This window comes from Streptomyces sp. NPDC007025, assembly GCF_042869455.1.
In the GTDB taxonomy this organism is placed as follows: Bacteria; Actinomycetota; Actinomycetes; order Streptomycetales; family Streptomycetaceae; genus Streptomyces.
Map to the genome: position 1 here is coordinate 245,633 of NZ_JBIAFT010000006.1, position 26,027 is coordinate 271,659.

The 26,027-nt window shown below is 72.7% G+C and carries 21 protein-coding genes and 1 pseudogene; 14 read left to right on the plus strand and 8 right to left on the minus strand.

The window, feature by feature from the left end; translation table 11 throughout:
• Window positions 1-94 precede the first annotated feature (94 nt).
• Window positions 95-526 carry a DoxX family protein gene (locus ACFYMO_RS14015; protein WP_366770263.1) on the plus strand — a complete coding sequence of 144 codons (432 nt, stop codon included), beginning with the start codon at window positions 95-97 and terminating at the stop codon, window positions 524-526.
• 13 nt (window positions 527-539) lie between these two features.
• On the opposite strand, the gene ACFYMO_RS14020 is transcribed toward ACFYMO_RS14015, so the two are convergent.
• Window positions 540-752, minus strand: coding sequence for a DUF397 domain-containing protein (locus ACFYMO_RS14020; protein ID WP_388546381.1), 213 nt, complete (start codon window positions 750-752; stop codon window positions 540-542).
• Complete coding sequence (locus tag ACFYMO_RS14025; RefSeq protein ID WP_366770260.1) at window positions 749-958, minus strand: Scr1 family TA system antitoxin-like transcriptional regulator; 210 nt, start codon at window positions 956-958, stop codon at window positions 749-751. The genes ACFYMO_RS14020 and ACFYMO_RS14025 overlap by 4 nt, the downstream gene beginning before the upstream one ends.
• Before the next feature lie 19 nt (window positions 959-977).
• On the opposite strand from ACFYMO_RS14025, the gene ACFYMO_RS14030 reads away from it, so the two are divergent.
• From ACFYMO_RS14030 to ACFYMO_RS14040, 3 genes are all read left to right on the plus strand, one after another.
• The gene (locus ACFYMO_RS14030; protein WP_366770259.1) at window positions 978-1,562 is read left to right on the plus strand and encodes an AAA family ATPase; all 585 of its coding nucleotides are present in this window, start codon (window positions 978-980) and stop codon (window positions 1,560-1,562) included.
• Window positions 1,563-1,676: 114 nt separating this feature from the next.
• A complete protein-coding gene (locus ACFYMO_RS14035; protein WP_388546384.1) occupies window positions 1,677-1,865 on the plus strand; it encodes a hypothetical protein in 189 nt (62 codons plus the stop codon).
• 225 nt (window positions 1,866-2,090) lie between these two features.
• On the plus strand, window positions 2,091-2,249 hold the full coding sequence (locus ACFYMO_RS14040; RefSeq protein WP_366770257.1) for a hypothetical protein: 159 nt from the start codon (window positions 2,091-2,093) through the stop codon (window positions 2,247-2,249).
• 24 nt (window positions 2,250-2,273) lie between these two features.
• On the opposite strand, the gene ACFYMO_RS14045 is transcribed toward ACFYMO_RS14040, so the two are convergent.
• From ACFYMO_RS14045 to ACFYMO_RS14055, 3 genes are read right to left on the minus strand one after another with little or no spacing between them, the layout of a single operon-like run.
• Window positions 2,274-3,026: an AIM24 family protein gene (locus tag ACFYMO_RS14045; protein ID WP_366770256.1), complete on the minus strand. Its 753-nt coding sequence runs from the start codon at window positions 3,024-3,026 to the stop codon at window positions 2,274-2,276.
• An 18-nt stretch (window positions 3,027-3,044) separates the two neighbouring features.
• Entirely contained in the window at window positions 3,045-3,731 is a 687-nt protein-coding gene (locus ACFYMO_RS14050) for an AIM24 family protein (RefSeq protein ID WP_366770255.1), read from the minus strand.
• Between the two features lie 12 nt (window positions 3,732-3,743).
• A complete protein-coding gene (locus tag ACFYMO_RS14055; RefSeq protein ID WP_388546388.1) occupies window positions 3,744-5,498 on the minus strand; it encodes a TerD family protein in 1,755 nt (584 codons plus the stop codon).
• A 479-nt stretch (window positions 5,499-5,977) separates the two neighbouring features.
• Between ACFYMO_RS14055 and ACFYMO_RS14060 the strand changes: the two genes are divergently transcribed.
• The 4 genes from ACFYMO_RS14060 (at window position 5,978) to ACFYMO_RS14075 (ending at window position 12,912) form a co-directional block, all read left to right on the plus strand.
• Window positions 5,978-8,266: an MMPL family transporter gene (locus ACFYMO_RS14060; protein WP_388546391.1), complete on the plus strand. Its 2,289-nt coding sequence runs from the start codon at window positions 5,978-5,980 to the stop codon at window positions 8,264-8,266.
• Window positions 8,223-9,005 (plus strand): hypothetical protein, encoded by a 783-nt coding sequence (locus tag ACFYMO_RS14065; protein WP_388546394.1) that lies wholly within the window; start codon window positions 8,223-8,225, stop codon window positions 9,003-9,005. The genes ACFYMO_RS14060 and ACFYMO_RS14065 overlap by 44 nt, the downstream gene beginning before the upstream one ends.
• Before the next feature lie 321 nt (window positions 9,006-9,326).
• Entirely contained in the window at window positions 9,327-9,521 is a 195-nt protein-coding gene (locus tag ACFYMO_RS14070) for a hypothetical protein (protein WP_366770251.1), read from the plus strand.
• Window positions 9,522-9,669: 148 nt separating this feature from the next.
• Window positions 9,670-12,912, plus strand: a complete 3,243-nt coding sequence (locus ACFYMO_RS14075) for an AAA family ATPase (RefSeq protein WP_388546397.1) — start codon at window positions 9,670-9,672, stop codon at window positions 12,910-12,912.
• Window positions 12,913-12,967: 55 nt separating this feature from the next.
• Here ACFYMO_RS14075 and ACFYMO_RS14080 read toward each other — a convergent pair.
• The 3 genes and pseudogenes from ACFYMO_RS14080 to ACFYMO_RS14090 form a co-directional block, all read right to left on the minus strand.
• Window positions 12,968-13,054: pseudogene (locus ACFYMO_RS14080) on the minus strand (DUF6191 domain-containing protein); the annotation flags it as partial.
• 10 nt (window positions 13,055-13,064) lie between these two features.
• On the minus strand, window positions 13,065-14,222 hold the full coding sequence (locus ACFYMO_RS14085) for a PQQ-dependent sugar dehydrogenase (RefSeq protein ID WP_388546400.1): 1,158 nt from the start codon (window positions 14,220-14,222) through the stop codon (window positions 13,065-13,067).
• 169 nt (window positions 14,223-14,391) lie between these two features.
• Window positions 14,392-15,387, minus strand: a complete 996-nt coding sequence (locus ACFYMO_RS14090; protein WP_366770248.1) for an aldo/keto reductase — start codon at window positions 15,385-15,387, stop codon at window positions 14,392-14,394.
• A gap of 232 nt (window positions 15,388-15,619) precedes the next feature.
• Between ACFYMO_RS14090 and ACFYMO_RS14095 the strand changes: the two genes are divergently transcribed.
• The 6 genes from ACFYMO_RS14095 (at window position 15,620) to serA (ending at window position 25,993) form a co-directional block, all read left to right on the plus strand.
• On the plus strand, window positions 15,620-16,597 hold the full coding sequence (locus ACFYMO_RS14095) for a 2-hydroxyacid dehydrogenase (RefSeq protein ID WP_366770247.1): 978 nt from the start codon (window positions 15,620-15,622) through the stop codon (window positions 16,595-16,597).
• A gap of 339 nt (window positions 16,598-16,936) precedes the next feature.
• Window positions 16,937-20,248: an EAL domain-containing protein gene (locus ACFYMO_RS14100; protein WP_388546403.1), complete on the plus strand. Its 3,312-nt coding sequence runs from the start codon at window positions 16,937-16,939 to the stop codon at window positions 20,246-20,248.
• Between the two features lie 264 nt (window positions 20,249-20,512).
• The gene (locus tag ACFYMO_RS14105) at window positions 20,513-22,375 is read left to right on the plus strand and encodes an acetolactate synthase large subunit (protein ID WP_366770245.1); all 1,863 of its coding nucleotides are present in this window, start codon (window positions 20,513-20,515) and stop codon (window positions 22,373-22,375) included.
• 30 nt (window positions 22,376-22,405) lie between these two features.
• Window positions 22,406-22,930: an acetolactate synthase small subunit gene (gene ilvN, locus ACFYMO_RS14110; RefSeq protein ID WP_019355759.1), complete on the plus strand. Its 525-nt coding sequence runs from the start codon at window positions 22,406-22,408 to the stop codon at window positions 22,928-22,930.
• 79 nt (window positions 22,931-23,009) lie between these two features.
• Window positions 23,010-24,008 (plus strand): ketol-acid reductoisomerase, encoded by a 999-nt coding sequence (gene ilvC, locus ACFYMO_RS14115; RefSeq protein WP_360690131.1) that lies wholly within the window; start codon window positions 23,010-23,012, stop codon window positions 24,006-24,008.
• Between the two features lie 395 nt (window positions 24,009-24,403).
• A complete protein-coding gene (gene serA / locus ACFYMO_RS14120; protein ID WP_075002453.1) occupies window positions 24,404-25,993 on the plus strand; it encodes a phosphoglycerate dehydrogenase in 1,590 nt (529 codons plus the stop codon).
• The last annotated feature ends 34 nt before the right edge of the window (window positions 25,994-26,027 follow it).

Consider the following 26,027-nt stretch of genomic DNA (forward strand, 5'->3'; position numbering starts at 1 on the left):
GTGGCTGCGGCGAGTTCGGGCGGGAGCGATGAGTTCCGGCGGGCGGCACGGTCTGTCCTTTCGAGAGTTGCCCGCACCTTCCCGAGGAGACCCGATGTCCCAGACCGTCAGCGTCCCGTCCGCCGCCGACCGCCAGGATGCGGCCGGCCGCCGCGAGGAGCTCGCCGCGAAGATCCTCACGGTGCTGCTCGCCCTCTTCCTCGGAGCGGCCAGCGGTGCGCCCAAGTTGTTCCGTGCCGAGGCGGCCGTCGATGCCTTCGACCGGATCGGCTGGGGCGACTGGTTCCTTTACACCGTCGGTTCCCTGGAAGTGCTGGGCGCCGTCGCGCTGCTGATCCCGATCCTGTCCGGGGCCGCGGCGCTGGCCTTCATCGGCCTGATGATCGGCGCCACCGTCTTCAACCTGACGGTGCTCGACGCGCCCGAGGCCGTGATCACGACCATCCTCCTGAGCGTCGTGCTCGCCTACATCGCCCGGTCCCGCCGCGCCCACACCGCCCAACTTCTGCGCCGCCTGCGCCGGTGACTCCGTCAGGGTCCTACTTGAGGTGACCGACAAACCGTGCCCACTCCTCGTACCCGTACACGAGCGTGGGCCGGTCCACGTCCAGCCGCTGTTTGGTGTCCCGCACGGGGACGGTGTGGGGGAGGTCGGTCGCGACCTCGACGCAGTCCCCGTTGCCGCCGCTATAGCTGCTGGTCCGCCAGGCCGGCATGCCGGACTGGCGCGGGGCGGCGAACTGGCTTCTCATGGCTTGGTCTTCGTTGCTCCGCGCTTGATGAGTGCTACCGATTCCGTCGGCGACAGAGCTTTGGTGCGCGCGTCGTCGAAGAGATGCTGGTAGCACACGACGTCCGCCTTCCGCTCGACCCACGTGTTGCCGGTCGCTGTTTCCGACAGCACCAGGTCGAGCGACGCTGGCCGCGGAAAGCCGAGTAGCACGTACGGGCTGAGCATACTTGCGTGCGCGCCGCTGGTGAACGGGAGCACCTGGCTGAAGGGGTTCGAGGAAACCGTCTCGAACGATCCGCGGCTCGCACCGAAGGGTCTGTTCCATCGGGGAGGCGCCGAGGGCCGCGCACAGGGTGGCACTTTCACCATCGAGGTCGGGGTGATTGTCCCCAGTCCCGAGGGACCTTTGCCGTTGTGGCTGTGGGTAACCGTGGCGCGCGAGGAGCAAGGACGAGGACGGCCGAAGGTTCCCCTTCTTGTGCGGGGAAGTGCCGTCAAGGTCAGCGGGCTCCAGCCGACGACTGGGCACGGAGAATCGGGCTGGGCGATGACCGTCTGGCGTCGATCCGTCGCCGTCTCTGCGGGCGTGATCGAGGGGCTGTCCGACGTACGGCCATATCTGATCGAACGGCGGGACGAGTTCGACTTCGAGGTCGAGTTCGAGCGCACCGGGTGGATGGTCCCCTCTCTGTTGTCCGACGGGACACTGCGGATGCTGGGGTTGCTTGCGGCCAGTGCCGACCCGTTGCGGCCCGGCACTCTGTGTGTCGAAGAGCTGGAGAGCGGAATGCGTCCAGCACACATTGCCGACTTGGTGCGCAGGTTGTGACCCAGAGTCGGCATCTCTACGGATCGCCATAACGGGCCGTTGCGACCGGGGCTGCTGGTCGAGGGCGACAGTGACAGACGGTATTCGGAAGCGCTGATTCGTAAGCAGCTCGACGTGCTGGTCGAACAGTCGGAGCGGCACGTCGAGGTCAGCTCCTGCGACACCTCACCGGACATCTGGACGAACAAGTCAGCGGCCGACGTGCTCGCCGAAGCGAAATCACTCGCCCGCGACTGCGACGTACTCTTTGTCCACTGCGACTGGGACGCTGCCGACAAGGCGCACGACTACGTCCACATCTGAGGCAATGGGCGCCGAGAGCGAGAAACGCGCAGGGGAGCCCGTAGCCCTCGTACCCGTTCTGATGACCGAGTCCTGGATGCTGGCCGACAAGGCCGCTCTCGCAGCCGTCGTCCCCGGACTGGACATCAGCCGTTACCCCTACAGCACACCTGCCGATGTGGAGAAGCGGGTGACGTCCGCAGAGCAGGGGAAGGGCAAAGGGAAAGTGAAGCTGGGCCCAAGCAGGTGTGGGACCAGCTTCTGAGCCGGAACGCGCACAGCGTGCTCCAGGACGACGCGGACATCCTTGCCCAGCACACCGACCTGAATGTGCTGGACAAGGTGCCGTCCTACCGGGCCTGGCGGGAGACCACCGAAGAGGCGTTGAGGCCCCGGTATCTTTGACCTGAAACCGGCGGGGGCCGGGCCTCAATTGGTGAAGATGTTGCCCTGGTTGTGGCCGCGGGCTCCCTGGGCGCCCATCCCGTACTGGGCGCGCAGTCCGCCGCCGAGCTGTGCGTGCTGCGGCGGGAGCAGCTCGCTGGGCTGGACGAGGGCGTAGCCCTGGCCCATGAAGGAGAGCTCCCAGCCCTCACCGGTGCTGCCGCGGCGCCGCCAGACGCCCTGCGAGGAGGTCTGGGCCTGCATCTGCACCCGCAGCCCGCTGGACCAGGCGACGACCGCGTCCGAGTCGGCGTTGGCGTAGGTGTCCGGGGTGACGTTCAGCAGCAGCGGCTGTCCTGAGGTCATCAGCGCCACCTTGCCCTGCCCGGTGATGTTGAGGTTGTAGGCCCCGGTGCCGGAGATGCCGAACTGGCTGTCCACCGAGATCACCTCGTGGTGCAGCGTGGAGTCCATGGCCAGGACGTAGGCCGCGTCCACGGTCAGCCCGTCCCGGCCGATGTCCACCACATGGACGTACTGCGCCAGGTTGGCCAGGAAGACCGTCCCCTGGCCGGAGCAGCGCATCAGCGGCACCTGCTCGCGGAACGAGCCGCGGTGCCCGCCGCGCGCCTGGTACTCGGCGTCGAACTCCAGCAGCCCCTGGTAGGCGACCATGGCGCCCTTGCGGGCCAGCACGTCGTCATGGCCCCCCAGTTGCACCCGCAGCAACTGCGGGTTCTGCACCGCGTAGCGGTCCTCGGTGGCGACCTCGGCGTATCCGAAGAGCGAACTCTGCACGGCTGTTCTCCTTCCCCCTCAGCCCCGGACCCGGATGCGGTCGGTGCTGTCCTCGCTCGGCTGGACCACCACGAAGCCCTGTCCGGAGAAGGCGATCTGGTACGCCTCGCCGCTGCCCCGGCCGATGAGCGCTCCGGCCTTCATGCTGCGCTTGCTCTTCATCTTCAGCCCGCTGGACCAGGCCACCAGCGCGTCCGGGTCGACGTAGGTCTCGTCCTCGCCGCGCCCGCAGTCCACGACCACGGGGGTGCCGCGCGAGGTGAGGGCCGCCCAGCCGGTGCCCCGGACGGAGACGTTGAACAGCCCCTGGCCGGCGAACTTGGCCAGTCCCTTGACCCGCTCGACGCCCCACTGGAGATGCGCGTCGAAGGCCAGCAGATTGGTGCCGTTGATCGACAGCGCCTCCTCGGCGAGGTTGACGCAGACCACGTCGGCGCCGTAGTCGGCCAGGTAGAGCAGGCCGTCGCCCCGGCAGAGCATCAGCGGGTTCTGCTCGCCGGTCAGCCACTGGGAGGCCAGCTGGCGGACGGCGGGCGGATTGGCCTCGTACTGCACGAATCCCTCGTAGGCGACCATCGAGCCCGGCCGTGCGAACAGGTCCTGGCCCGACTGCATGGCCACCTTGACCATGTGCGAGCCGTGGTTCTCCATGCGTGCTGCCACGGGAGCGGGCGCGAAGCCCGCGAGCGGTGCTGGCTGGTTCATGACGGGCTCCCCCTAGACCTCGTACGGCTGGACGACGATGAAGTTGCCGGGTGCCCCGCGGAACTGGAGGTTCACGGTCTCCCCGCTGTGCCCCGGATAGGCGTTGCGGTGCAGCCGCACCTGGCTGGTGACGATGACCTGTGCCGCCGCCGACCACGCCACGACCGCCTGCGCGTCGGCGAAGGTGGTGGGGGTGACGGGGAGGACGACCGGGGTGCCCCGGGTCTTGACGACCACGGTGCCGGTTCCGCTGAACTGCATCGTGAACAGTGCGCCTCCGGGGATGCCGTGGCCCTCGATCCGGCGCACCTCGTGCTGCAGCGACTCGTCGAAGGCGAGCACGTTCTCGGCCGAGACGCACAGTCCGTCGCCCTGCAGTTCGACGGGGTGGACGTGCGCCGCGTCCTCGGCGAAGAAGACCTGCCCGCGGCCGGTGCAGCGCATCAGCTGCATCTCCTGGCCGGTCGCGTTGCCGACCACGCGCCCGGTGAAGCCGGCGCCCTTGTAGGAGAAGTCGACCTTCCCCTGGTAGAGCACCATGCTGCCCTGTTTGGCGAGCACGGGCCGGCCGTCGACGCCGATGTCCGCACGGACCAGGGAGGGATTCTGCAGGGTCCAACGCTGGCCGTTGGGCGCCTCCTGGAACTTCTGCAGGACCGCGCCGATGCCCGCGGCCGGGCCCTGCGGGACCTGCGGGAACTGCGGTGCGCCGGGACCGCCGGGCTGCTGCTGCGCGAACGGATTGGAGAGCTGCTGCCCGCCCGGCGGCCCCGGCTGCTGCGGGGGCGGCGGCTGGTCCTGCTGGTAGGGGTGAGGTGCCTGTGGTGCCTGTGGCATCCCGCCGGGGGCGAACTGCGCTCCGCCGGGCGGCCCCGGCTGCGGCGGTGGCGGCGGACCGCCGTGCTGCGGCTGGAGCGGACCCACCACGGTCGGGGCGCCGTGGAGATCCGGAGCGGGCGGCGGGGGCGACTGGGGCTGCTGGGGTGGCTGAGGAGGTTGGGGCTGCTGCGGTGCCTGCGGTTGTTGCGGCGGCTGTGGCGCCTGCTGCTGCGGCATCTGCGGCTGCTGCGGGACCGCTTGGGGCTGCGGAGCCTGCGCAGACGCGGGCGCCGGTGCGGGCGCGGAGCTCGCCGGAGGGGCGAACCCAGGAGCGGGCTGCGGCGGCGGAGCGTCTCCGCCCGGTGGCGCGAAGCCCGGCACCGCCCCGGCCCCGGGAGTGCTCTCCTCCTGTTGCTCCTCCAGCACCTCGCCGCCGAAGTGCTTGAGCAGTGCGTCCAGTCCTCCGTCGAACCCCTGACCGATCGCGGCGAACCGCCAGACGTCGTCCTTCCGGTAGATGTCGCCCAGCATCACGGCGCGCTCGGTGCTGAACTCCGAGCCGTCGAAGGGGTAGCGGGCCACCTCCTCGCCGCCCGCCACCAGGCGGACGTAGCCGGGGCCGATCCCGGACATCTGCCCGGCCCCGTCGAGGGACGCCGTGAACGACAGCCGCTGCACCTGCGCGGGAACCCGCTCCAGCGTCACCCGGAAGGACTCGGTGTCCCCGGCCTGCGCACCCAGCAGCTGCAGGGACTCCTCGGGCGAGGCGGGCTGGTTGAAGAAGACGAAGTAGCGGTCGTCCGAGAGCTGCTCCTGCCCGTCCAGCCCGAAGCAGCTGATGTCGAAGGAGAGTCCGGCTCCGGCGATCTGCACTCCCACGTACAGATCCGTACCGGCCGTCAGGTCACTGATCCTGGCCTTGTGGCCGCGTTGGAATTCCCTGGACATACGTAACGACCGTCCCCCATCCCGTGTGGTGCGTGCGCCGGGCCTTCCGGCCTCCTGCGGGCCGCCCGACCTCCACGAGGGGATCGCCGGACGGCTCCCACAGGCTAATGGGTACCGACGACGGCGGTACCGGTCGAGTTCCCCCGGCGCTCTCGGCACGCGGCGCACGCCGGGCTTGCGTGGATTCGCGCCGGGCTCGCCGCACCCCGGACCGGAGCGCCGCAGCGGGGGCGCCGCCCGAGCGGTGAGGACGCGGCTACGGGCTGAGACGCGGAACCGGGCCGCTGTGGGTATCGCCACAAACGCCGCAATCGATCACTGCGGGATGGCACGCTGCAGAGCACGGTCCTTGAGGTGGGGTGTTCCGCACCGCCTCGGACCGCCGCTCCCAGCCGACGGCCGGGAGGCCCGATGCGGCGGACGGGAGTCGACGCACTCCGTTCCCCGCCCGTACGACACCCGGGAGCAGGCGACCGCCCGTGACCGCTCTTGCCCGCTGGTGCCTGAGGCGCCGTCTCCTCGTCCTGCTGCTCTGGCTCGCCGCGCTGGCCGGTGCCGTGACGGCCTCCTCGTTTCTCGGCAGCGCCTACTCCGACGACTACGGTGCCCAGGGCACCGAGTCCGGCCGGGCGGCGGAGCGTATGGAGAGCGCGTTCCCCGACCGGGCCGGTGCCGGTGACACGATCGTGTGGCACTCGGAGCAGGGCACGGTGCGTGCCACGGCGGTCCAGGAGCGGATGACCGAGGCGCTGCACGAGGTCGAGGGCCTGCCCGGCGTCGAGTCCGTGGAGTCGCCCTACGGCGCCGGGGGCGGCGGCGCGATCAGCCCCGACGGGCACACCGCCTTTGCCGCTCTCACCTTCGACGGGCCCACCGACGAGCTGGGCGGGCAGACCGTGCAGCGCGTCCTGGACACCGTCCAGGACGCATCCGGGGACGGTCTGCAGGTCGAGGCGGGCGGCTCCGGCGTGGCGGTCGCCGAGGCGCCCACGGCCCACCTCGCCGAGGCCATCGGACTGGCGGCGGCGGCCGTCGTCCTCTTCCTGGCCTTCGGCTCCCTCGCCGCCACGGCGCTGCCGCTGGTCACCGCAGTCGTCGCCGTGGGCACCGCGACCGCAGGCACCGGGCTGCTCAGCCGGCTGATGACCGTCGCCGACTTCGCGCCCATGCTGGGCATGCTCATCGGACTGGGCGTCGGCATCGACTACGCGCTGTTCATCGTCACGCGGCACCGGCGCGGGCTGCGCGCCGGGCTGCCGGTGGTCGAGGCCGCACGCCGGGCGGTGACGGTGTCCGGACGCGCGGTGGTCTTCGCGGGGGCCACGGTCTGTATCGCCCTGCTGGGCATGTTCATCCTGCGGCTCGGCTTCCTCAACGGAGTGGCGATCGCCGCCTGCCTGACCGTGCTGCTGAGCGTGGCCGCCTCCGTCACCCTGCTGCCCGCCCTGCTCGGTTTCATCGGCATGCGCGCCCTCAGCCGCCGGGAGCGCCGTCAGCTCGTCGAGCGCGGCCCGCGACCGGACCGCCCCACGGGCTTCGCCATGCGTTGGTCCGCCTTCGTGGAACGCCGGCCCAAGCTGCTGGGCGGGGTCGCGGCCCTGCTGATGGCCGTGCTGGCGCTGCCCGCGCTCGGACTGCACCTGGGCACCTCGGACCAGGGCAACGACCCGGCGGCCAGCACCACCCGCAAGGCCTACGACATGCTCGCGGACGGCTTCGGGCCGGGCACCAACGGTCCGCTGAAGCTGGTCGGAGAGCTGGACGGAGCCGGCGACAAACTGGCCTTCGACCACCTGCGCGGCGACATCCAGCACACCCCCGGGGTCGCCCAGGTCAGCGGGCCCGAGTTCAACGGCAGCGGCGACACCGGAGTGATCACGGTGGTGCCCGACAGCTCCCCGCAGTCCCGGTCCACCTCCGACCTGGTGGACCGGCTGCGCGGGGACGTGCTGCCGAAGGCCGAGGAGGGGTCGACGATGGAGGTCCTGGTCGGCGGGTCCACCGCGGGCCACGACGACTTCGCGGACATCATCGTCGGCAAGCTCCCGCTGTTCGGCGGCGTGGTCATCGGCCTCGGCTCGCTGCTGCTGCTGGTGGCCTTCCGGAGCATCGGCATCCCGGTCAAGGCGGCGGTGATGAACATCGCGGCGGTCGCCGGAGCCTTCGGCGTGGTGGTCGCCGTCTTCCAGTGGGGCTGGGGCAGCGAACTGCTCGGGCTGGGCAGCGCGGGCCCCATCGAGCCCTTCCTCCCGGTCATCATGATCTCGGTGCTGTTCGGGCTGTCCATGGACTACCAGGTCTTCCTCGTCAGCCGGATGTACGAGGAATGGCGGCTGACCGGCGACAACCGGCGTGCGGTGCGGGTCGGCCTCTCGGAGACCAGCAAGGTGATCAACTCTGCGGCCGTGATCATGATCTCGGTCTTCGGCGGGTTCGTGCTCAGCGGCGACCGGCTCATCGCCATGTTCGGCATCGCGCTGGCCGCAGCGGTGGCCCTGGACGCGTTCGTCCTGCGCACGCTGCTGGTGCCGGCGCTGATGCACATGCTCGGCGGCGCCAACTGGTGGTTGCCCAAGTGGCTGGACCGGCGGCTGCCGCGACTGAGCATCGAGCCGGGATCCGGTGCCGAGGAGGCAGCGCCGGTGACCACTCCCGTACCGGTGGTCGGACAGCGCCCCGCCTCTCTCATCGGTCTCTCAGAAACCGCCCCTACCGTGGCCGCCCATGGCTACCGAAAGCACCAGGACCACGCAGAACACGACCGTTAGGTCCCCGGACGAGGAACCGGCCGACGAGGCGGCCGCAGCAGCGGAGCAGCGCAGCCCGGCGGCCGAGGAGCAGGCCGGGCGCGGAACGGCCCGGCGCGGCGGCGACGACGGCAAGCACCCGGAGGAGGACGTGGCACGCCCGTCCACCCGGGGCCCCGACTCCCCGGCGGACGCTCCCGACAGCGGGAGCGGCAGCAACCGTGACGAGCCCGGCGCCGACGAGCCCGGCGCCGACGAGGACGGCGGGGACGAGCCCGGCGCCGACGAGGACGGCGGGGACGGCGCCGCCGACGACGGCCCGCGGGCCGCGGACTCCGTGTCCGGCCGGCGCCGGGACTGGGCAGGCGGCGCGGTGGCCGTCCTCAGCGCCGGGCTCGGCCTCGCCTCGCTGACCGGGACCTCCTTCAGCGACATGCTGCGCGAACGCAAGAGCCTCATCGGCCAGATCGAGAGCAGCGCCCAGGGGTCCGGCGGGTCCGCGGCCGACCAGGTCAACTCCCTCTACGGGGCGCCCTGGCACGCGGCGGCCGTGGTCAACGGGATCTTCGCCGCACTGGCCGTCGTGGTCGGCGCCCTGCTGCTGGCGGCACTCACCGGCCGCAGCCGGGCGCGCGGTTGGGTCAAGGCCGTGGCGCTGGGCGGGGTGCTGCTCGGCCTGGTCGGACTCCTCGTCGCCGGGGGCATGTACTTCGACCTGTTCGCCGCGCAGCCCGAGGTACCCGCTGCGCCCGGCCAGTGAGCCCCCGGGGTCCCGCGGCCCCGGCCGGTGAGCACTCCGGTCCCGCGGAGTCCTTCGGCCTCCCGCGGTGCCCCCGGGCTCCCGGCCGGGCCCGGACCCCGTTCCCACCCCGTGCGGTACCGCGGCCCCGGCGCGCCCGGTACCTCCTCCTCAGGTCCTCGGGCCCCCGGGACCAGGGTCCTAAGGCCCCCGGGCCGGCGCCGTCCGGGGTCCTAAGGCACCCGGACCGCCAGGACCGGGCAGTTGCCCGATGTGCCGCACCCCCCTCAGGGAGGACTGTGGAAGCACAGTTCGCAACCACTCCCCGAGGGGGCCGCAGAGATGCTGTACGACCTCGACCACACCCACCACCTGAACCGGATGGACGACCTGCGCCGCGAGGCCGAGCACGAGCGCCTGGTCCGCGCGGCCAAGGCGGCACGCCGGGAGCAGGGCCGCGCGGGCGCGCGCTCCTGGCTCGGCCGCAGGAGCAGGGACCGGGGCGAAGGCGAGCGGGTGTGGGTACCGGCCGCGTGAGCGCGGCGCGTGCCGCCTGCGGCAGGGGCACCGCGGGCGGCCGACCGGCCACCGGGCACGGCGCGGCCGTGCCCGGCGCGCGCGTTCCCGGAGCGGCGGCGCCTCCGGCGGTCGCCGCCGGAGGCGCCGCGCATAAGGCAGATGCCTTATGACGGTGCCGGATGCGATGCTGAGTGACGTGCCCCTGCAAACCGGTGTCAGTCCCGTGTTCGTCGGCCGTACCGCCGAACTGACCGCACTCGCCACTGCCCTCACCCGCGCCGGTACGGGCGCTCCCCAGGCGCTCCTCCTCGGCGGCGAGGCGGGCGTGGGCAAGACCCGGCTGCTGGAGGAGTTCCTCACCCGGGTCCGCGCGGCCGACGGGGTCACCACCCTCGGCGGCTGCCTGGAACTGGGCGCGGACGGCCTCCCCTTCGCGCCCTTCACCACCGCGCTGCGCGGGCTGCGCGGCGCCGTGCCGCCCGCCGCGCTGGCCGCTGCCGCCGAGGGCCGCGAGACCGAACTGGCCCGGCTGCTGCCGGACCTGGCGGCACCCGGAGCACCGGCGCCGCAGCGCGAGGAGTACGACGACGGCGCCGACGGCGGACGCGCCCGGCTCTTCGAGGCCACGGCCCAGTTGCTGGAACGGCTGGCCGCCGACCGCACCCTCGTCGTCGCCCTCGAAGACCTCCAGTGGGCCGACCGCTCCACCAGGGAACTGCTCGGCTACCTCTTCCGCTCCGTACGTACCTGCCGGCTCGTGCTGCTGGCCACCTACCGGACGGACGACATCCACCGCCGCCACCCGCTGCGCCCCTTCCTCGCCGAACAGGACCGGCTGCGCACCGTGCTGCACCTCGAGCTGCCCCGGCTGACCCGCAGCGAGGTGCGCGACCAGATCACCGGCATCAAGGGCACCGAGCCCGCCGGGGAGCTGGCCGAGGAGATCTTCTGCCGCTCCGAGGGCATTCCCTTCTTCGTCGAGGAGCTGACGGCCACCGAGGCCGCCTGCGCCATCAGCAACTCGCTCCGCGACCTGCTGCTCGTCCGGGTCGAGGCGCTGCCCGAACCCGCCCAGCGTGTGGTGCGGCTGGCGGCGGGCGGCGGCTCGGCCGTGGAGCACACCCTGCTGGCCGGGGTCGCCGGACTCACCGAGGACGCGCTGCTGGAGGCGCTGCGCTCGGCGGTCGGCGCCAACGTGCTGCGCCCCACAGCCGACGGCTCCGGCTATCTGTTCCGGCACGCCCTGCTGCGCGAGGCGGTACGGGAGGACCTGCTCCCCGGCGAACTGGCCCGCATCAGCCGCCGCTACGCCGAGACGCTGGAGAGCGACCCGTCCCTGGTCCGGGCCGAGGAGCGGCTGGCCCGCCTGGCGCACTACTGGCACCGCGGCCGGGACGCGGCCAAGGCGCTGCCCGCGGCGCTGTCCGCCGCCTGCGAGGCCCGGGACCGGCACGCGTACGCCGAGGAGCACAGCCTGCTGGAGCGGGTCATCGAACTGTGGGACGAGGTGCCCGAGGAGGACCGGGCCGCACTGCCCGCGCTGCGGATCCCGCGCACCTTCCCGAGCGCCGACGCCCCCGAGGACCCCGACGGCCACCGGGCTCCCGCCTTCCGGCCGCCCGGCTTCCTCGAGGTGCTGGCCGAAGCACTCACCGCCGCCCGCGTCAGCGGTGACGTGGCGCGGGCCAAGGTCCTCGCCCGCCGTGCCCTGGCCCGGCTGGACGAGACGAAGGACCCGCTGACGGCCGCCTGGTTCCAGCTCAAGAGCGGGCTGCTGCTGGAGGACATGGGCAAGGGCGACGGGTGGGCGCAGATCGCCAAGGCCCAGGAACTGGTCCGCGGGCTGCCGCCGTCGGCGGTCCACGCGGAGGTGCTCTCCAGCGCCGCGGGCTGGGGCATGATCCACCGTCCCGGGCGGGAGGCACTGGCGACCGCCGTGCGCGCGGTCGAACTGGCCCGGGTGGTGGGTGCTACCACCATCGAGCTGGACGCCAGGGTCACCCTCGGCACCCTGCTCGCCGAGTCGGGCGACTTGGAGGAGGGGCTCGCCGAACTGGCCCGGGCGCGGGACGAGGCGGACGAGGCCGGCGTCACCAGCGTGATGACCTGCGCCGCCATCAACATCGCCGTGGAACTGGAGGCGGTGGGGCGCTCGGCGGAGGCCGCCGAGGAGGCCGCCGGAGCCGCCCGCGTCGCCCGGGACCGCGGGCGCCCCAACTCCTACGCGGGAGCCCTCGCCGGACAGGCCGAGGCGCTGCTCTCGACGGGGGACTGGCGGCGGGCGGAGGACCTGCTCGAACGGGCCGCCGCGGCGGCCCGCGTGGCCGACGTACGCGCCTGGGTGGCGCTGCTCCGCGCCCGGCTGGCCTGCGACCGGGGAGACCTGGCGGGGCTGGAGTCGGCCGTCGAGGAGGCCGCGGCCACCATGGGATCGTCCCCGGCGGGCGAGCCGCAGCGGATGGTGGCGCTCCGGCTCTTCACGATGGCGCTGGCGGCCGAGCGCGGCGCGGTCGCCGCGGCCCGCCGTGAGCTGAGGACCGCCCTCCAGGAGGGCTTTCCGCCGGGCACCCACCCCTACGCGTGGGCCCTGCTGTACGCGGCCGCGTCCTACGAGGCGGAGCTCCGCGGCCTGCCGGACGCCGAGCGGGGGCGGGACGAGGTACTGGCCGAACTGCGCCGCGCGGCCCGCAGGCTGCCCCGGCCGGCTCCCGTGTGGGAGGCGTACGCGCTGCTGCTGGAGGCCGAGCTGAAGCGGGCGGCGGGGGAGAGCGATCCACAGGGCTGGGAGGCGGCGGTGCGGGCCTGGGTGCCGGTGGACCGCCCCGCGCCGCTGGCCCGCGCCCGGCTGCGCTGGGCCGAGGCGCTGCTGGAGGCGGAAGCGCGGCGCGGTGACTGCCCGGCCCCGCGGGAGCTGCTGGGGCAGGCGCACTCCGCCGCGGCACGACTGGGCGCGGAGCCGCTGCGGGCCGAGGCCGAACAGCTCGCGGCCCGCGCCCGGATCGTGCTCGGCGGTGCCGCGGACTCCGAGCGCCCGGCCGCCGACCGGCCGGTGTCCGCGCCCGCCGACCCGGCGGAGGCGTTCGGACTCACCCGGCGCGAGCGCGGCGTGCTGGAACTGGTCGCCGAGGGCCGCAGCAACCGGCAGATAGCCGAACGCCTCTACATCGCCCCGAAGACGGCGAGCGTGCACGTCTCCAACATCCTCGCCAAGCTGGGCGTGGCCACCCGCGGCGAGGCGGCGGCCATGGCGTTCCGGCTGCGGCTGGTGAGCCCGAAGCGGCTCAGCTCCGCGGCGGTCCCGGACGGGGACGCCACGGCGGACGCCCCGCGGACGGCGGCTGCTCCGGGCGTCGCAGCGTCTCCGACGGCCCCGGCCGCGGCTCGATCCGTTGCTCGGGTGGACGGATGAGCGCCCGGCCGGAGGACAGGTCGATCGGCCCCTTGCCGGGGTCGCCGACGCCCTCCTGGACCCGGGTGTGCTCCAGCCGCTGCTGCTCGTCGTCGGTGTGCTTGCTGCCCGGTGTGAACAGCTCCTGCATCAGGTTGAACATCTGACCATCCTCAATGCACCTCGAGTCGCAGGATGCGGTCGTCCCCCTTCTCGGGCGAGCCGCGTCCGTCCGTCTCGCTCGTGACCAGCCAGAGTCCGTGGCCGCCACCGCTGCTGCGGTCCGCGACCACCGTCCGGAGCCGTCCGTACTTCCCCTTCAGGAACGCCTGGGGGGCGGCGGCGGGTTCCCCGCCGTCGAGCGGGATCCGCCACAGCCGTTCCCCGCGCAGCCCCGCCATCCACACCGATCCCGCGGCGACGGCCAGTCCGCTGGGGGACGCCTCGTCCGTGCGCCACTGCTCGACCGGGTTCTCGAACCTCTTTCCGTCGCTCCTGCCCTCGGCGTCCGGCCAGCCGTAGTTCCCGCCCGGCTCGATCAGGTTGAGTTCGTCCCAGGTGTCCTGCCCGAACTCGGAGGCCCACAGCCGCTTGCCGCGGTCCCAGTCCAGGCCCTGCACATTGCGGTGCCCCCAGGAGTAGACGACCGAGTCCGGGTCGGGGCTGCCGTGCCCCGCGGGTTCGCCCTCGGGCGTCATCCGCAGGATCTTGCCGCCCAGCGACTTCTTGTCCTGCGCGAGTCCGCCGTCGCCGGACTCGCCGGTTCCGGCGTAGAGCATCTTGTCCGGGCCGAACGCGATCCGCCCGCCGTTGTGGATCCGTCCCTTGGGGATGCCCTTGAGGATGGTGTCCGGTGCTCCGAGCTGGTCCCCGGGCTCCTTGGCGGGGTCGTAGAGCATCCGCACGATCCGGTTGTCGGACGCGGAGGTGAAGTAGGCGTAGACCATCTTCCCGGCTTCCGCCCCGTCCGGCGGGACGGCGAGTCCCAGCAGCCCGCCCTCGCCGCCCGGCTCCACTCCGGGAACGGTGCCCACCTCGGTCTTCTTGCCGCTGTCGCCGTCGATGCGCAGGATCTTGCCGGTGTCCCGCGAGGAGACGAGCAGATCCCCACCGGGCAGTGGGGCCAGCCCCCAGGGCGACTCGAGCCCCGTCGTGAGCGTTTTGACCACCTTCACGGAACCCTTGGCGGGGGCGGCGCTCGGCGAAGGCGCCGCGGCGGTGCTGCTCCGCGCCTCCGAGGGCTCGTCCCCGCCGTCGCCCCCGCCGGAACATCCCGCGCTCAGCGCCAGCGCGCAGACCGCGACGATGCGCAAACCTGCCGTACGTCGCACGTTTCGGCTCCTCGTTCTCCATCGGCGTCCCCGACCGGCGTTCCCGGAAGGGTCCTCGGCCAGTGCCCGACAAGCGGACTCCCCAGGGGACCACATCCTCCCCCGGCCGCGCCGCCGAGGCGCGGTCGTCCGCCGGATTCTCCGCCGGGCGCCGGAGCCGCTCGCCGGATCAGTCCCAGGAGCCCTGCGCGGCGGGGAGTCCGTCGACCTCGGCCAGGTCCTCGACGGTGAGCGCCAGTCCGGCGGCGCGGGCGTTCTCGGCGGCCCAGTGCGCCTTCTTGGTGCCCGGCACGGGGATCACGTGCCGGCCCTGCGCGAGCACCCAGGCCAGGCCGACCTGCGCCGGGGTGGCGTTGCCGTGCCGCCGGGCCACCCGGCGCAGCCCGGCCACGATGGGCTGGTTGGCGGCCATCATGTCAGCGGTGAAGCGGGGGTGCCGGGCGCGCACGTCGTCCGGCTCGAAGCCGCCCCCGGTGGTGAGCGCGCCGCTCAGGTAGCCGTTGCCCAGCGGCATGGCGGCCAGGAACCCCACACCGCGCGCCTCGCACCAGGGCAGCAGGGTCTCCAGCGCCTCGCGGGACCAGACCGACAGCTCGGCCTGCACCCCGCTCACCGGGAACACCTGCTGGACGCGCTCGAGCTGCCGTATGGTCCCGTCGTGGATGCCGGCGTCCGCGCGTCGATCGGCGCGGGCGCCCACGGCGCAGAAGCCCAGCGCGCGTACCTTGCCCGCCGTCACCAGCTCGGCCATCGCGCCCCAGGTCTCCTCGATCGGTACCTCGGGGTCGGCCCGGTGCAGCTGGTAGAGGTCGATCACGTCGGTCTGCAGCCTGCGCAGCGAGGAGTCGCAGGCGCGCCGCACATATCCGGGGCGACCGTTCGCGACGATGTGCTGCTCGCCCACGAGCAGTCCGCACTTGGTGGAGACGAACGCCTCCGCGCGCCGCTCCTTCAGTGCGCGCCCGATCAGCAGCTCGTTGGTGAAGGGGCCGTACATGTCGGCCGTGTCCAGCAGCGACATCCCCGCGTCCAGCGCGGTGTGCACCGCGCGCAGCGAGCTGTCGCCGCGCTGCTCGGAAGTGGAATAGGCCCAGCTCATCGGCATGCAGCCGAGGCCGACGGCGCCCACGCCGAGCGCCGCCGCACCGATTGTCCTGCGCTCCACCTGGTACCCGCTCCCTCCCGGACGGCTCCCAACGTAACGGTTGCCTCCGGCGCCACACATGTTCGCTTCCACCACAGCTTCCCCCGAGGTCCGTCCGTTCCGCCCAGTCCGCCGAGTCCGTCCGGTCTCCCGGCGTTCGCCCGGGATTCCCGGCGGTCCCCGGCGGTCCCCGGACTCCGGACGGGGGGGTGCCCCGGATCCGCCGGCGGTGCGGTCCGACTAGTCTCTCCCCATGGCCGATGCGAAGGAGATCTGGCTCGCGCTCCCGCCGGAGAGCGTCGAGGGCCTCCCCGACAACCTGACGTACCGGTACTGGACCGGGGAGCAGGAGTTCCCGGCGGACCCGGCCGACTGCGCCTTCTACGTCGTCCCCTATTCCGTGCGTGCCGAGGTCGCCGTACGGCCGCTCGCGCGGATGACGGGGGTGCGGGTCGTCCAGACCCTCACCGCGGGGATCGACCACATCGCGCCCGCCATCCCGCGCCTCCCCACCGGGACGCGCGTGTGCAACGCCCGCGGCGTGCACGACGCGAGCACCGCCGAGCTGGCCCTCGCACTCACCCTCGGATCCCTGCGCGACCTGCCCGGATCCGTCCGCGCCCAGGACCGCGGCGTCTGGCGGTCCGCCTTCCACCCGGCGCTCGCGGACCGCACGGTACTCATCGTCGGATACGGCGCGGTGGGCGAGGCCGTCGAGCGGCGGCTGCTGCCCTTCGAGGTCGCCGCCGTGCACCGGGTCGCCCGCTCCGCGCGGCAGGCGCCGCTGGGGCCGGTGCGGCCGCTGAGCGAGATCCGCGAACTGCTGCCGCAGGCGGATGTCGTGATATTGGCGACCCCGCTCACCGAGCAGACCCGCGGCCTGGTGGACGCGGACTTCCTCGCCCGGATGAAGGACGGGGCGCTGCTGGTCAACGTCGCGCGCGGGGCCGTGGTGGACACCGCCGCGCTGCTCGCCGAGACCGGGACCCCGGCCTCGGCCCCGGGGGCGGAGGACGGGGTTCCGGGGCGGCTGCGGGCGGCGCTGGACGTGACCGACCCGGAGCCCCTCCCGCGGGACCATCCGCTGTGGCGGGCGCCCGGTGTGCTGATCACTCCGCATCTCGGAGGGCCGACTTCCGCCTACCACCCTCGTGCGAGACGGCTCCTCGCGGCGCAACTGAGGCGCTGGGCGGCCGGTGAGGAGCTGGCGAACACGGTGGCCGTGGCGTAGGTCCCGTAAACCCCCCGAGGCCGCGAGAGGCAACGCTACGGATCCGTACGACTGCACCCTGTACCGAGCTTCCCTCTTATGGTTACGGTCTGTATTGGGACTATGTCCCTGAGTGACGAACCTGGTGTATCGTCCCGATCGGGGGGCGAAACCCGGACACGAGGGGGGCGACGGGCGAATGTGCGATCAACGGACGAACTGCCGTGCGGGCCGCGGGGGCGGCGCCCGCGAACATTCCAACTCTCCAGCGGAAACCCCGCGTTACGGGGCTCCGGCGCAGCTGTCCCGGAACGGCCGGACGGGCGCGGCAACGCGACCCCCGTCTCCACGGGTGGCGCGATGACCACCCATGAAGCGGCCCCCAGGCGGGGCCCGTGCTGGACCGGCACCCAGACCGCCCGCCCCGACGGCACCGCCCGGAGCGAGGCGCCGCAGCGCGCGCCGCACCCCGCGTGTCCGCCGGCCCCGCGCCAGTGGCGGCACACCCGGCCGGCATCGGCAGCCCGCCCGTCGCAGACCGTGCCACGGACCCGGGCGGCGACACCGACGCTGCCGCCCACCGCCCGGCCGCGCGGCGGAGGAGGCTCCGACAGCGGCGGCCGCAGCACCCTGCTGCCGCAGCTCGCCCTCATCGTGGTCTCCGCCGCCTACGCCGTCGGCGCGGCCCTCGGCTGGGGGTCCGAGACGGTCGCCGTCCTCATGGGCGACTTCGGACTCAGCGCCGCCGCGCTGCTGGCCGGCGGCTCGTGCCTGTGGTACGCGCGCATCCAGCGGCAGGAGGCGGCCGGCCATCTGTCGGCCCCCGCCCGCGCCCGCGTGGAGGCCAGCCGCCCGGCCTGGGTGCTCTTCGGCGTCTCCTCGCTGATGGCGGGGTTCGGCAACGCGGTGTGGGGCTGGTACGAACTGGTGCTGCACCAGGCGGTGCCCCGCCCCTCGCTCGCCGACTTCTGCTTCCTGCTGTTCGCCCCGCCGGCGATCGTCGGGCTGCTGGTGCTCGCCAAGCGTCCGGTGACCCGCGCCGGCTGGGTCTGCCTCAGCCTCGACGCCTGGCTCATCGGCGGCTCGCTGCTGACCCTCTCCTGGTCGCTCGCCCTGGCCCACACGGCCTACTGGGAGGGCGACTCGGTGGCCAGGGCAGCGCTCAACCTGGCCTATCCGCTGCTCGACATCGTGCTGGTCAGCATGGTGCTGGCGCTGCACTTCCGGCGCTCCTCGGCGCACCGCAGCGCCATCAACACCGCCATCGGCGCGCTCGCCCTCACGGTGCTGTGCGACGCGCTGTTCACCTCCCCGATGCTGCGTGAGCACTACTCCTCGGGGCAGTTGCTGGACGCCGGGTGGTTCGCCGGCTCGCTGCTCCTGGCCTACGCGCCCTGGGTCGGCCGGGCGCGCAGGAGCGGCGGGGAGGCGGCCTCCACCGCCGGGCAGCAGCCGCTGGCCGCCACCGACCGGCAGGCCGAGGCCCGGGCCACCAACCCGAGCCGCCCCATCTCCGGCTCGCTCAGCGCGCTGACCCCCTACCTGGCGGCGGCCGTGTGCACCCTGGGCATCCTCTACAACTCGGTCGACGGCCGCGACATCGACCGCGTCGTCCTCTACACCGGCTGCACGGTTGTCCTCGCGCTGGTGCTGCGCCAGGGCATCATGCTGCTGGACAACATCACGCTGACGAAGGAACTGGCGCAGAAGGAGAACCACTTCCGCTCCCTGGTCCAGGGCTCCAGCGACGTCATCATGATCACCGCGGCTGCGGGCACGCTCCGCTACGTCTCACCCGCCGCGGCCGGGGTCTACGGGCGCAGCGCCGAGGACATGGTGGGCTGCGAGCTCTCCTCCCTGGTGCACCCCGAGGACCTGGGCCAGGTCAACCACGAGCTGCGGCGCTTCCTGGCGACCTCCGCCGACCGGGAGTCCAGCACCCGCGTCGAGTGCCGGTTCCGGCACGGCGACGGGCACTGGCTCAATGTCGAGTCCACGGTCAACCGCTACCAGGGCGGGCTGATCTTCAACAGCCGGGACGTCACCGAGCGGGTGCGGCTGCAGGCGCAGTTGCAGCACAATGCCTCCCACGACGCCCTCACCGACCTGCCCAACCGGGCGCTGTTCACCGAGCGGGTCCGGCAGGCCATCGGCGGTCGCCGCGGGGGCGACTGCGGTACCGCCGTGCTCTTCATCGACCTGGACGGCTTCAAGGCGGTCAACGACACCGTCGGCCACCAGGCGGGCGACGAACTCCTGGTGCAGGCGGCACGGCGGTTGCACGACTCCGTGCGCTCCGGCGACACCGCGGCCCGGCTGGGCGGCGACGAGTTCGCCGTCCTCATCCGCGGCGACGGCGAGCCGGGGCGGATGCCGGACGCCGAACGCGAGCTGCGCATCCACGACATCGCCGACCGGCTGCGGGTCACGCTCTCCGACCCGTACCGCGTCGAGGGCACGGAGCTGCGGGTTGCCGCCTCCATCGGCATCGCCTTCGCCGAGCCCGGCATCACGCCCGGCTCCCTGATGCGGAACGCCGACCTGGCGATGTACCGCGCAAAGCAGGCGGGCAAGGGCCGGGTGGAGCTGTACGCGCCGCAGATGCAGGCCGAGGTGGTCAAGCGGGCCGAGCTGGCGGCGCGGCTGCGCAGCGCGCTGCACGACGGCGAGTTCGCCCTGCTGCACCAGCCGATCGTCGAGCTGGCCAGCGGCAAGATCACCGCCGTCGCGGCCGAGGCCCGCTGGCGGTCGGCCCAGGGGATCCTGTTCACGCCGGCGGAGTTCCTGCGCACCGAGGGCGCCTCGTCCCGGGAGGCGCGCGGGGCCGGTGGCGAGCGGGCCGCCGAGGTGAGCCGGTGGCTGCTGGAGGAAGCGGTGCAGCAGGCCGCCGCCCGCCAGCGCGCCGGGTACGGCGCCCCGGTGACCGTGCGGCTGCCCGCGCGGCGGCTGACCGAGCCGGGCATGGAGCCGCGCAGCGTCGGCGCCCTGCTGGCAAGGCACGGCCTCGCGGCGGCACCGGGCCCCACCGGCGGTACCGCCCTGGGCGCCCCTGCGGCCAACGCTGGGGTGCCGGGGGCGCCGGGTGCGCTGATCCTGGAGCTGTCGGACAGCGATCCGCGGATCCCGCTGGACGAGCTGGAGCGGCGGCTGACGGCGCTGCGCCGGCTCGGGGTGCTGATCTCGCTGGACGGCTTCGGCAGCGGCTATGCGGCGATCTCCGCGCTGCGCAGGCTGCCGGTGGACATCCTGCGGCTGGACCGGGGACTGACGGACGGGATCCTGGAGTCCACCCGGCAGCGCAAGATCACCTCCGGGCTGCTGCGGATCGCCGGGGACCTGGGGCTGACCACCGTCGCGGAGGCGGTCGACCTGCCGGAGCAGGCCACGCTGCTGCGTGAGATGGGCTGCACCCACGGGCAGGGGGCGGTCTTCTCCGGTCCGCTGGACGAGCACCGGCTGCGCACCGCGCTGGCCCGCGGGGTCTACGCGGTGCCGGAGTCCACCCGCAGCGGCGGGGCCTCCGGGTACGGCGAGGAGCATCCGGAGGGCCGGGACGCGGCATTCACCGTGCCGACGACGGTGCCCCTGGCACGCGGCGCGGGGGCGCTGCCGGTGGGGCAGGAGGGTGCGGCGGATCCGCTGACGCACTCGCCCGCCTCGCCCAAATGCTGAGACGGCCGTCCCACTCACTTGACACTCGGGGCTTGACGGGGAGAGGGTCAGTGCCATGCGCACCCGAATTCTCGTACTTGGACAGCGCGTCGGCTGACCGCGGGACCCATCCGATCCCGCGTCCACCAGCGGCGCGCTCCCCTCGCTTGCCTCACGGCACGGGGGGTTTTTTGTTGCACCAGCACCTGAGCACGAACCAGCGGTGAACCGAAGAAACCGCCCAAAACGAGCGTCAACCCTCACTCTCCGAGAAGAGATAAGCCGATGACCGATCAGGCCACCGGGGCCCCGAAACCGCAGCCGCGGGCCCGCAACAGCGGACAGTCCAACTCCGTGCCGGCCCAGGCAGCCCCCCGCATCACGGGCGCCCAGTCCCTCATCCGTGCTCTCGAGGAAGTCGGCGCCGACACCGTATTCGGCATCCCCGGCGGCGCCATCCTGCCCGCCTACGACCCGATGATGGACTCCTCCCGGGTCCAGCACGTCCTGGTCCGGCACGAGCAGGGGGCCGGGCACGCCGCCACCGGCTATGCGCAGGCCACCGGCAAGGTCGGCGTCTGCATGGCCACCTCGGGGCCCGGGGCCACCAACCTGGTCACCCCGCTCGCCGACGCCCACATGGACTCCGTGCCGCTGGTCGCCATCACGGGGCAGGTCGCCACCTCCCTGATCGGTACGGACGGCTTCCAAGAGGCCGACATCTGCGGCATCTCGATGCCGGTCACCAAGCACAACTTCCTGGTCAAGGACCCCGACGACATCCCCAGGACGATCGCCGAGGCGTTCCACATCGCCGCCACCGGCCGTCCGGGCCCGGTGCTGGTCGACATCGCCAAGGACGCGCTCCAGGGGGAGACCGCCTTCCAGTGGCCGCCCACCACCGAGCTGCCCGGCTACCGGCCGGTCACCAAGCCGCACGGCAAGCAGATCCGGGAGGCCGCCAAACTGCTGGCCGAGGCCCGCCGCCCGGTGCTCTACGTCGGCGGCGGCGTCCTGAAGGCCGGTGCCACGGCGGAGCTGAAGGTGCTCGCCGAGCTCACCGGCACCCCGGTCACCACCACGCTGATGGGCATCGGCGCCTTCCCCGACAGCCACCCCCAGCACCTGGGGATGCCGGGGATGCACGGCACCGTCGCGGCGGTCACGGCGCTGCAGAAGGCCGACCTGATCATCGCGCTCGGCGCCCGCTTCGACGACCGGGTCACCGGGAAGCTGGACTCCTTCGCCCCGCACGCCAAGATCGTCCACGCGGACATCGACCCCGCCGAGATCGGCAAGAACCGCGCGGCGGACGTGCCGATCGTCGGGGACGCCCGCGAGGTGCTGGCCGACCTCGTCGTCGCCCTCCAGGCCGAGGCGGCCGAGCACCCCGACCGGCACGGCGACCGCTATGCCGACTGGTGGACCCTGCTGGACCGCTGGCGCACGACCTACCCGCTGGGCTACGACCTGCCCGAGGACGGTTCGCTGGCTCCGCAGCAGGTCATCCAGCGGATCGGGGAACTGGCACCCGAGGGCACCATCTTCGCCGCGGGCGTCGGCCAGCACCAGATGTGGGCGGCCCACTTCGTCACCTACGACCGGCCCGCCACCTGGCTCAACTCGGGCGGACTGGGCACCATGGGGTACGCGGTCCCGGCGGCGCTGGGCGCCAAGGTCGGGATGCCCGACCGCGCGGTGTGGGCGATCGACGGCGACGGCTGCTTCCAGATGACCAACCAGGAGTTGGTCACCGCCGCCCTCAACGGCGCGCCGATCAAGGTCGCGATCATCAACAACGGAGCGCTGGGCATGGTCCGCCAGTGGCAGACCCTCTTCTACAACCAGCGGTACTCCAACACCGTCCTGCACAGCGGCGAGGAGGGCGAGCCCGGCCGGGGCACACGCGTGCCCGACTTCGTGAAGCTCGCCGAGGCCATGGGCTGCGTCGGCATCCGCTGCGAGGACCCCGCGCAGCTCGATGCGGTCATCGAGAAGGCCAACGCCATCAACGACCGGCCCGTCGTCGTGGACTTCATCGTCCACGAGGACGCCATGGTCTGGCCGATGGTGGCGGCGGGCACCTCCAACGACGAGGTCATGGCGGCCCGCGGGGTCCGCCCCGACTTCGGCGACAGCGACGACTGACCGGGAACAGGAAACGGAAGGCTCCGAACGATGTCCAAGCACACGCTCTCCGTGCTGGTGGAGAACACCCCCGGCATCCTGGCCAGGATCGCCTCGCTCTTCTCCCGTCGCGGCTTCAACATCGACTCGCTCGCGGTGGGCGTCACCGAGCACCCCGACATCTCGCGCATCACCATCGTGGTGAACGTCGAGGACCTGCCGCTGGAGCAGGTCACCAAGCAGCTCAACAAGCTGGTCAACGTCCTCAAGATCGTCGAGCTGGAACCCGCCTCCGCGGTACAGCGCGAACTCGTCCTGGTGAAGGTCCGCGCGGAGGGCGAGACCCGCTCCCAGATCGTGGAGATCGTCCAGCTGTTCCGCGCCAAGACCGTCGACGTCTCCCCGGAGGCCGTCACCATCGAGGCCACCGGCAGCGCCGACAAGCTGGAGGCGATGCTGAGGATGCTGGAGCCGTACGGCATCAAGGAACTGGTGCAGTCCGGCACCATCGCCATAGGGCGCGGCGCCCGCTCCATCACCGACCGGAGCCTGCGTGCGCTGGAGCGCACCGCCTGACCCCCGCCCCCGAACCCTCCGCCCGCCCGGCCGTCATAGGTTGGGCAGCACCCATCATCAGCACAAGGAGAAACCCCAAGTGGCCGAGCTGTTCTACGACGACGACGCCGATCTGTCCATCATCCAGGGCCGCAAGGTCGCGGTCCTCGGATACGGCAGCCAGGGCCACGCCCACGCGCTGTCCCTGCGCGACTCGGGCGTCGACGTCCGGGTCGGCCTGCACGAGGGCTCGAAGTCCCGTGCCAGGGCCGAGGAGCAGGGCCTGCGGGTGACCACGCCGGACGAGGCCGTCCGGGAAGCGAACGTGGTCATGGTCCTGGTCCCGGACCCGCTCCAGGCCAAGGTCTACGAGGAGTCCATCGCCCCCCACCTCGAGGACGGCGACGCGCTCTTCTTCGGCCACGGCCTGAACATCCGCTACGACTTCATCAAGCCCCCGGCCTCGGTGGACGTCTGCATGGTCGCCCCGAAGGGCCCGGGCCACCTGGTCCGCCGCCAGTACGAGGAGGGCCGCGGCGTGCCGTGCATCGCGGCCGTGGAGCAGGACGCGAGCGGCGGCGCCTTCGCGCTGGCGCTGTCCTACGCCAAGGCCATCGGCGGCACCCGCGCGGGCGTCATCAAGACCACCTTCACCGAGGAGACCGAGACCGATCTCTTCGGCGAGCAGGCCGTGCTCTGCGGCGGTACGGCCGCGCTGGTCAAGGCGGGCTTCGACACCCTGGTCGAGGCCGGCTACCAGCCGGAGATCGCCTACTTCGAGTGCCTCCACGAGCTGAAGCTGATCGTGGACCTCATGTACGAGGGCGGCCTGGAGAAGATGCGCTGGTCCGTCTCCGAGACCGCCGAGTGGGGCGACTACGTCTCGGGTCCGCGGGTGATCAACGACCAGACGCGGGCCGAGATGAAGAAGATCCTCGGCGACATCCAGGACGGCTCCTTCGCGAAGAACTGGATGGCCGAGTACAACGCCGGTCTGCCCCGGTACAACGAGTACAAGAAGGCCGACGAGGACAGCCTGCTGGCCACCACGGGCAAGAACCTGCGCTCCCTGATGAGCTGGGTCGACGAGGAGAAGTGACCCTCGTCCGGCGGTGAGCAGCCGTCCCGGCCGCGCCCGCGCCTCCGCGGAACCGGAGCGCACCCGCGGCCGGGGCGGGCACGTCCGCGCCCGGGGTTCCGCACGGCCCCCCGGGCGCGGACGCGCAGCGCGACGGGCGGGCGCCGGGTGCGCCCGCCTGGAGCGGAATCCCCCGGAATCCACCCGAACCCGCCCCGCCCCACGCGCCGGGTGTTCCGTTCCGCGGCCCCGAGGGCACGATCAGGGGCGGAGGCCCGCCCCACAGGCGGTGTGGACCGATCGGCCACATCGGGGCGGTGCCCTCGATAGACTGCGGGTCCACAGGCTCACAGCGTCGTGCGTCTGCTCCTCCCGCCCCGCAGGGAAACGCGCCGTCCCAAGAATTTGGAGACCACGTGAGCAAGCCCGTAGTACTCATCGCCGAAGAGCTGTCGCCCGCGACCGTCGAAGCGTTGGGGCCGGATTTCGAGATCCGGCAGTGTGACGGCGCCGACCGGGGCGAACTCCTCCCCGCTCTCGCCGATGTGGACGCCGTTCTCGTCCGCTCCGCCACCAAGATCGACGCCGAGGCCGTGGCCGCGGCGCACAAGCTCAAGGTGGTCGCCCGCGCCGGGGTCGGACTCGACAACGTGGACGTGCCCGCCGCCACCAAGGCGGGCGTGATGGTGGTCAACGCCCCCACCTCCAACATCGTCACCGCGGCCGAACTGGCCTGCGGCCTGCTGATCGCCACGGCCCGGAACATTCCGCAGGCCAACACGGCGCTCAAGAACGGCGAGTGGAAGCGCAGCAAGTACACCGGAGTGGAGCTGAGCGAGAAGACGCTCGGCGTGGTCGGCCTGGGCCGGATCGGTGTGCTGGTGGCCCAGCGGATGTCGGCGTTCGGGATGAAGGTCGTCGCCTACGACCCGTTCGTGCAGCCGGCCCGGGCCGCGCAGATGGGCGTCAAGCTGCTCTCGCTGGACGAGCTGCTGGCCGTCTCGGACTTCATCACCGTGCACCTGCCCAAGACCCCGGAGACCCTCGGACTCATCGGGGACGAGGCGCTGCACAAGGTCAAGCCGAACGTGCGTGTGGTCAACGCGGCGCGCGGCGGCATCGTCGACGAGGAGGCGCTGGCGGCGGCGATCAAGGAGGGCCGGGTCGCGGGCGCAGGGCTGGACGTGTACGCCTCCGAGCCGTGCACCGACTCCCCGCTCTTCGCCTTCGACCAGGTCGTGTGCACCCCGCACCTGGGGGCCTCCACCGGTGAGGCGCAGGAGAAGGCCGGTATCGCGGTCGCCAAGTCGGTGCGGCTGGCCCTGGCGGGTGAGCTGGTGCCGGACGCGGTCAACGTGCAGGGCGGGGTGATCGCCGAGGACGTGCGCCCGGCGCTGCCGCTCGCCGAGAACCTGGGCCGCATCTTCACCGCGCTGGCCGGCGAGGTCGCCGTCCGGCTGGATGTGGAGGTGTACGGCGAGATCACCCAGCACGATGTCAAGGTGCTGGAGCTGTCCGCGCTCAAGGGCGTGTTCGAGGACGTGGTGGACGACACGGTCAGCTACGTCAACGCTCCGCTGTTCGCCCAGGAGCGCGGGGTCGAGGTGCGGCTGACCACCTCCAGCGAGTCCGCCGAGCACCGCAACGTGGTGACCGTGCGGGGCACCCTCGCCGGCGGCGAGGAGGTCTCGGCGTCCGGCACGCTGTCCGGCCCCAAGCACCTCCAGAAGCTCGTCGCCATCAACGAGCACGGCGTGGACCTCGCGGTCGCCGACCACATGGCGTTCCTGCGCTACAGCGACCGGCCCGGCGTCGTCGGCACCGTCGGCCGCGTCCTGGGCGAGGCCGGTGTCAACATCGCGGGCATGCAGGTCTCCCGGGCCGAGGAAGGCGGCGAGGCGCTCGTCGCGCTGACCGTCGACGGCACCATCGGCGCCGCGGCCCTCTCCGAGATCGCCGACGAGGTGGGCGCCACCCACGCCCGGGCGGTCAACCTGACCGAGTGACGCGGGGCCCCGCGAGGGGCCCGCGCCGGCAGTA

Excerpts from the sequence above, each read along its gene's own strand:
- ACFYMO_RS14015 (WP_366770263.1), top strand. The coding sequence starts at position 95 with ATGTCCCAGACCGTCAGCGTCCCGTCCGCCGCCGACCGCCAGGATGCG.
- ACFYMO_RS14020 (WP_388546381.1), bottom strand. The coding sequence starts at position 752 with ATGAGAAGCCAGTTCGCCGCCCCGCGCCAGTCCGGCATGCCGGCCTGG.
- ACFYMO_RS14025 (WP_366770260.1), bottom strand. The coding sequence starts at position 958 with ATGCTCAGCCCGTACGTGCTACTCGGCTTTCCGCGGCCAGCGTCGCTC.
- ACFYMO_RS14050 (WP_366770255.1), bottom strand. The coding sequence starts at position 3,731 with ATGAACCAGCCAGCACCGCTCGCGGGCTTCGCGCCCGCTCCCGTGGCA.
- ACFYMO_RS14055 (WP_388546388.1), bottom strand. The coding sequence starts at position 5,498 with ATGTCCAGGGAATTCCAACGCGGCCACAAGGCCAGGATCAGTGACCTG.
- ACFYMO_RS14065 (WP_388546394.1), top strand. The coding sequence starts at position 8,223 with ATGGCTACCGAAAGCACCAGGACCACGCAGAACACGACCGTTAGGTCC.
- ACFYMO_RS14070 (WP_366770251.1), top strand. The coding sequence starts at position 9,327 with ATGCTGTACGACCTCGACCACACCCACCACCTGAACCGGATGGACGAC.
- ACFYMO_RS14075 (WP_388546397.1), top strand. The coding sequence starts at position 9,670 with ATGACGGTGCCGGATGCGATGCTGAGTGACGTGCCCCTGCAAACCGGT.
- ACFYMO_RS14095 (WP_366770247.1), top strand. The coding sequence starts at position 15,620 with ATGGCCGATGCGAAGGAGATCTGGCTCGCGCTCCCGCCGGAGAGCGTC.
- ACFYMO_RS14100 (WP_388546403.1), top strand. The coding sequence starts at position 16,937 with ATGACCACCCATGAAGCGGCCCCCAGGCGGGGCCCGTGCTGGACCGGC.
- ACFYMO_RS14105 (WP_366770245.1), top strand. The coding sequence starts at position 20,513 with ATGACCGATCAGGCCACCGGGGCCCCGAAACCGCAGCCGCGGGCCCGC.
- ilvN (WP_019355759.1), top strand. The coding sequence starts at position 22,406 with ATGTCCAAGCACACGCTCTCCGTGCTGGTGGAGAACACCCCCGGCATC.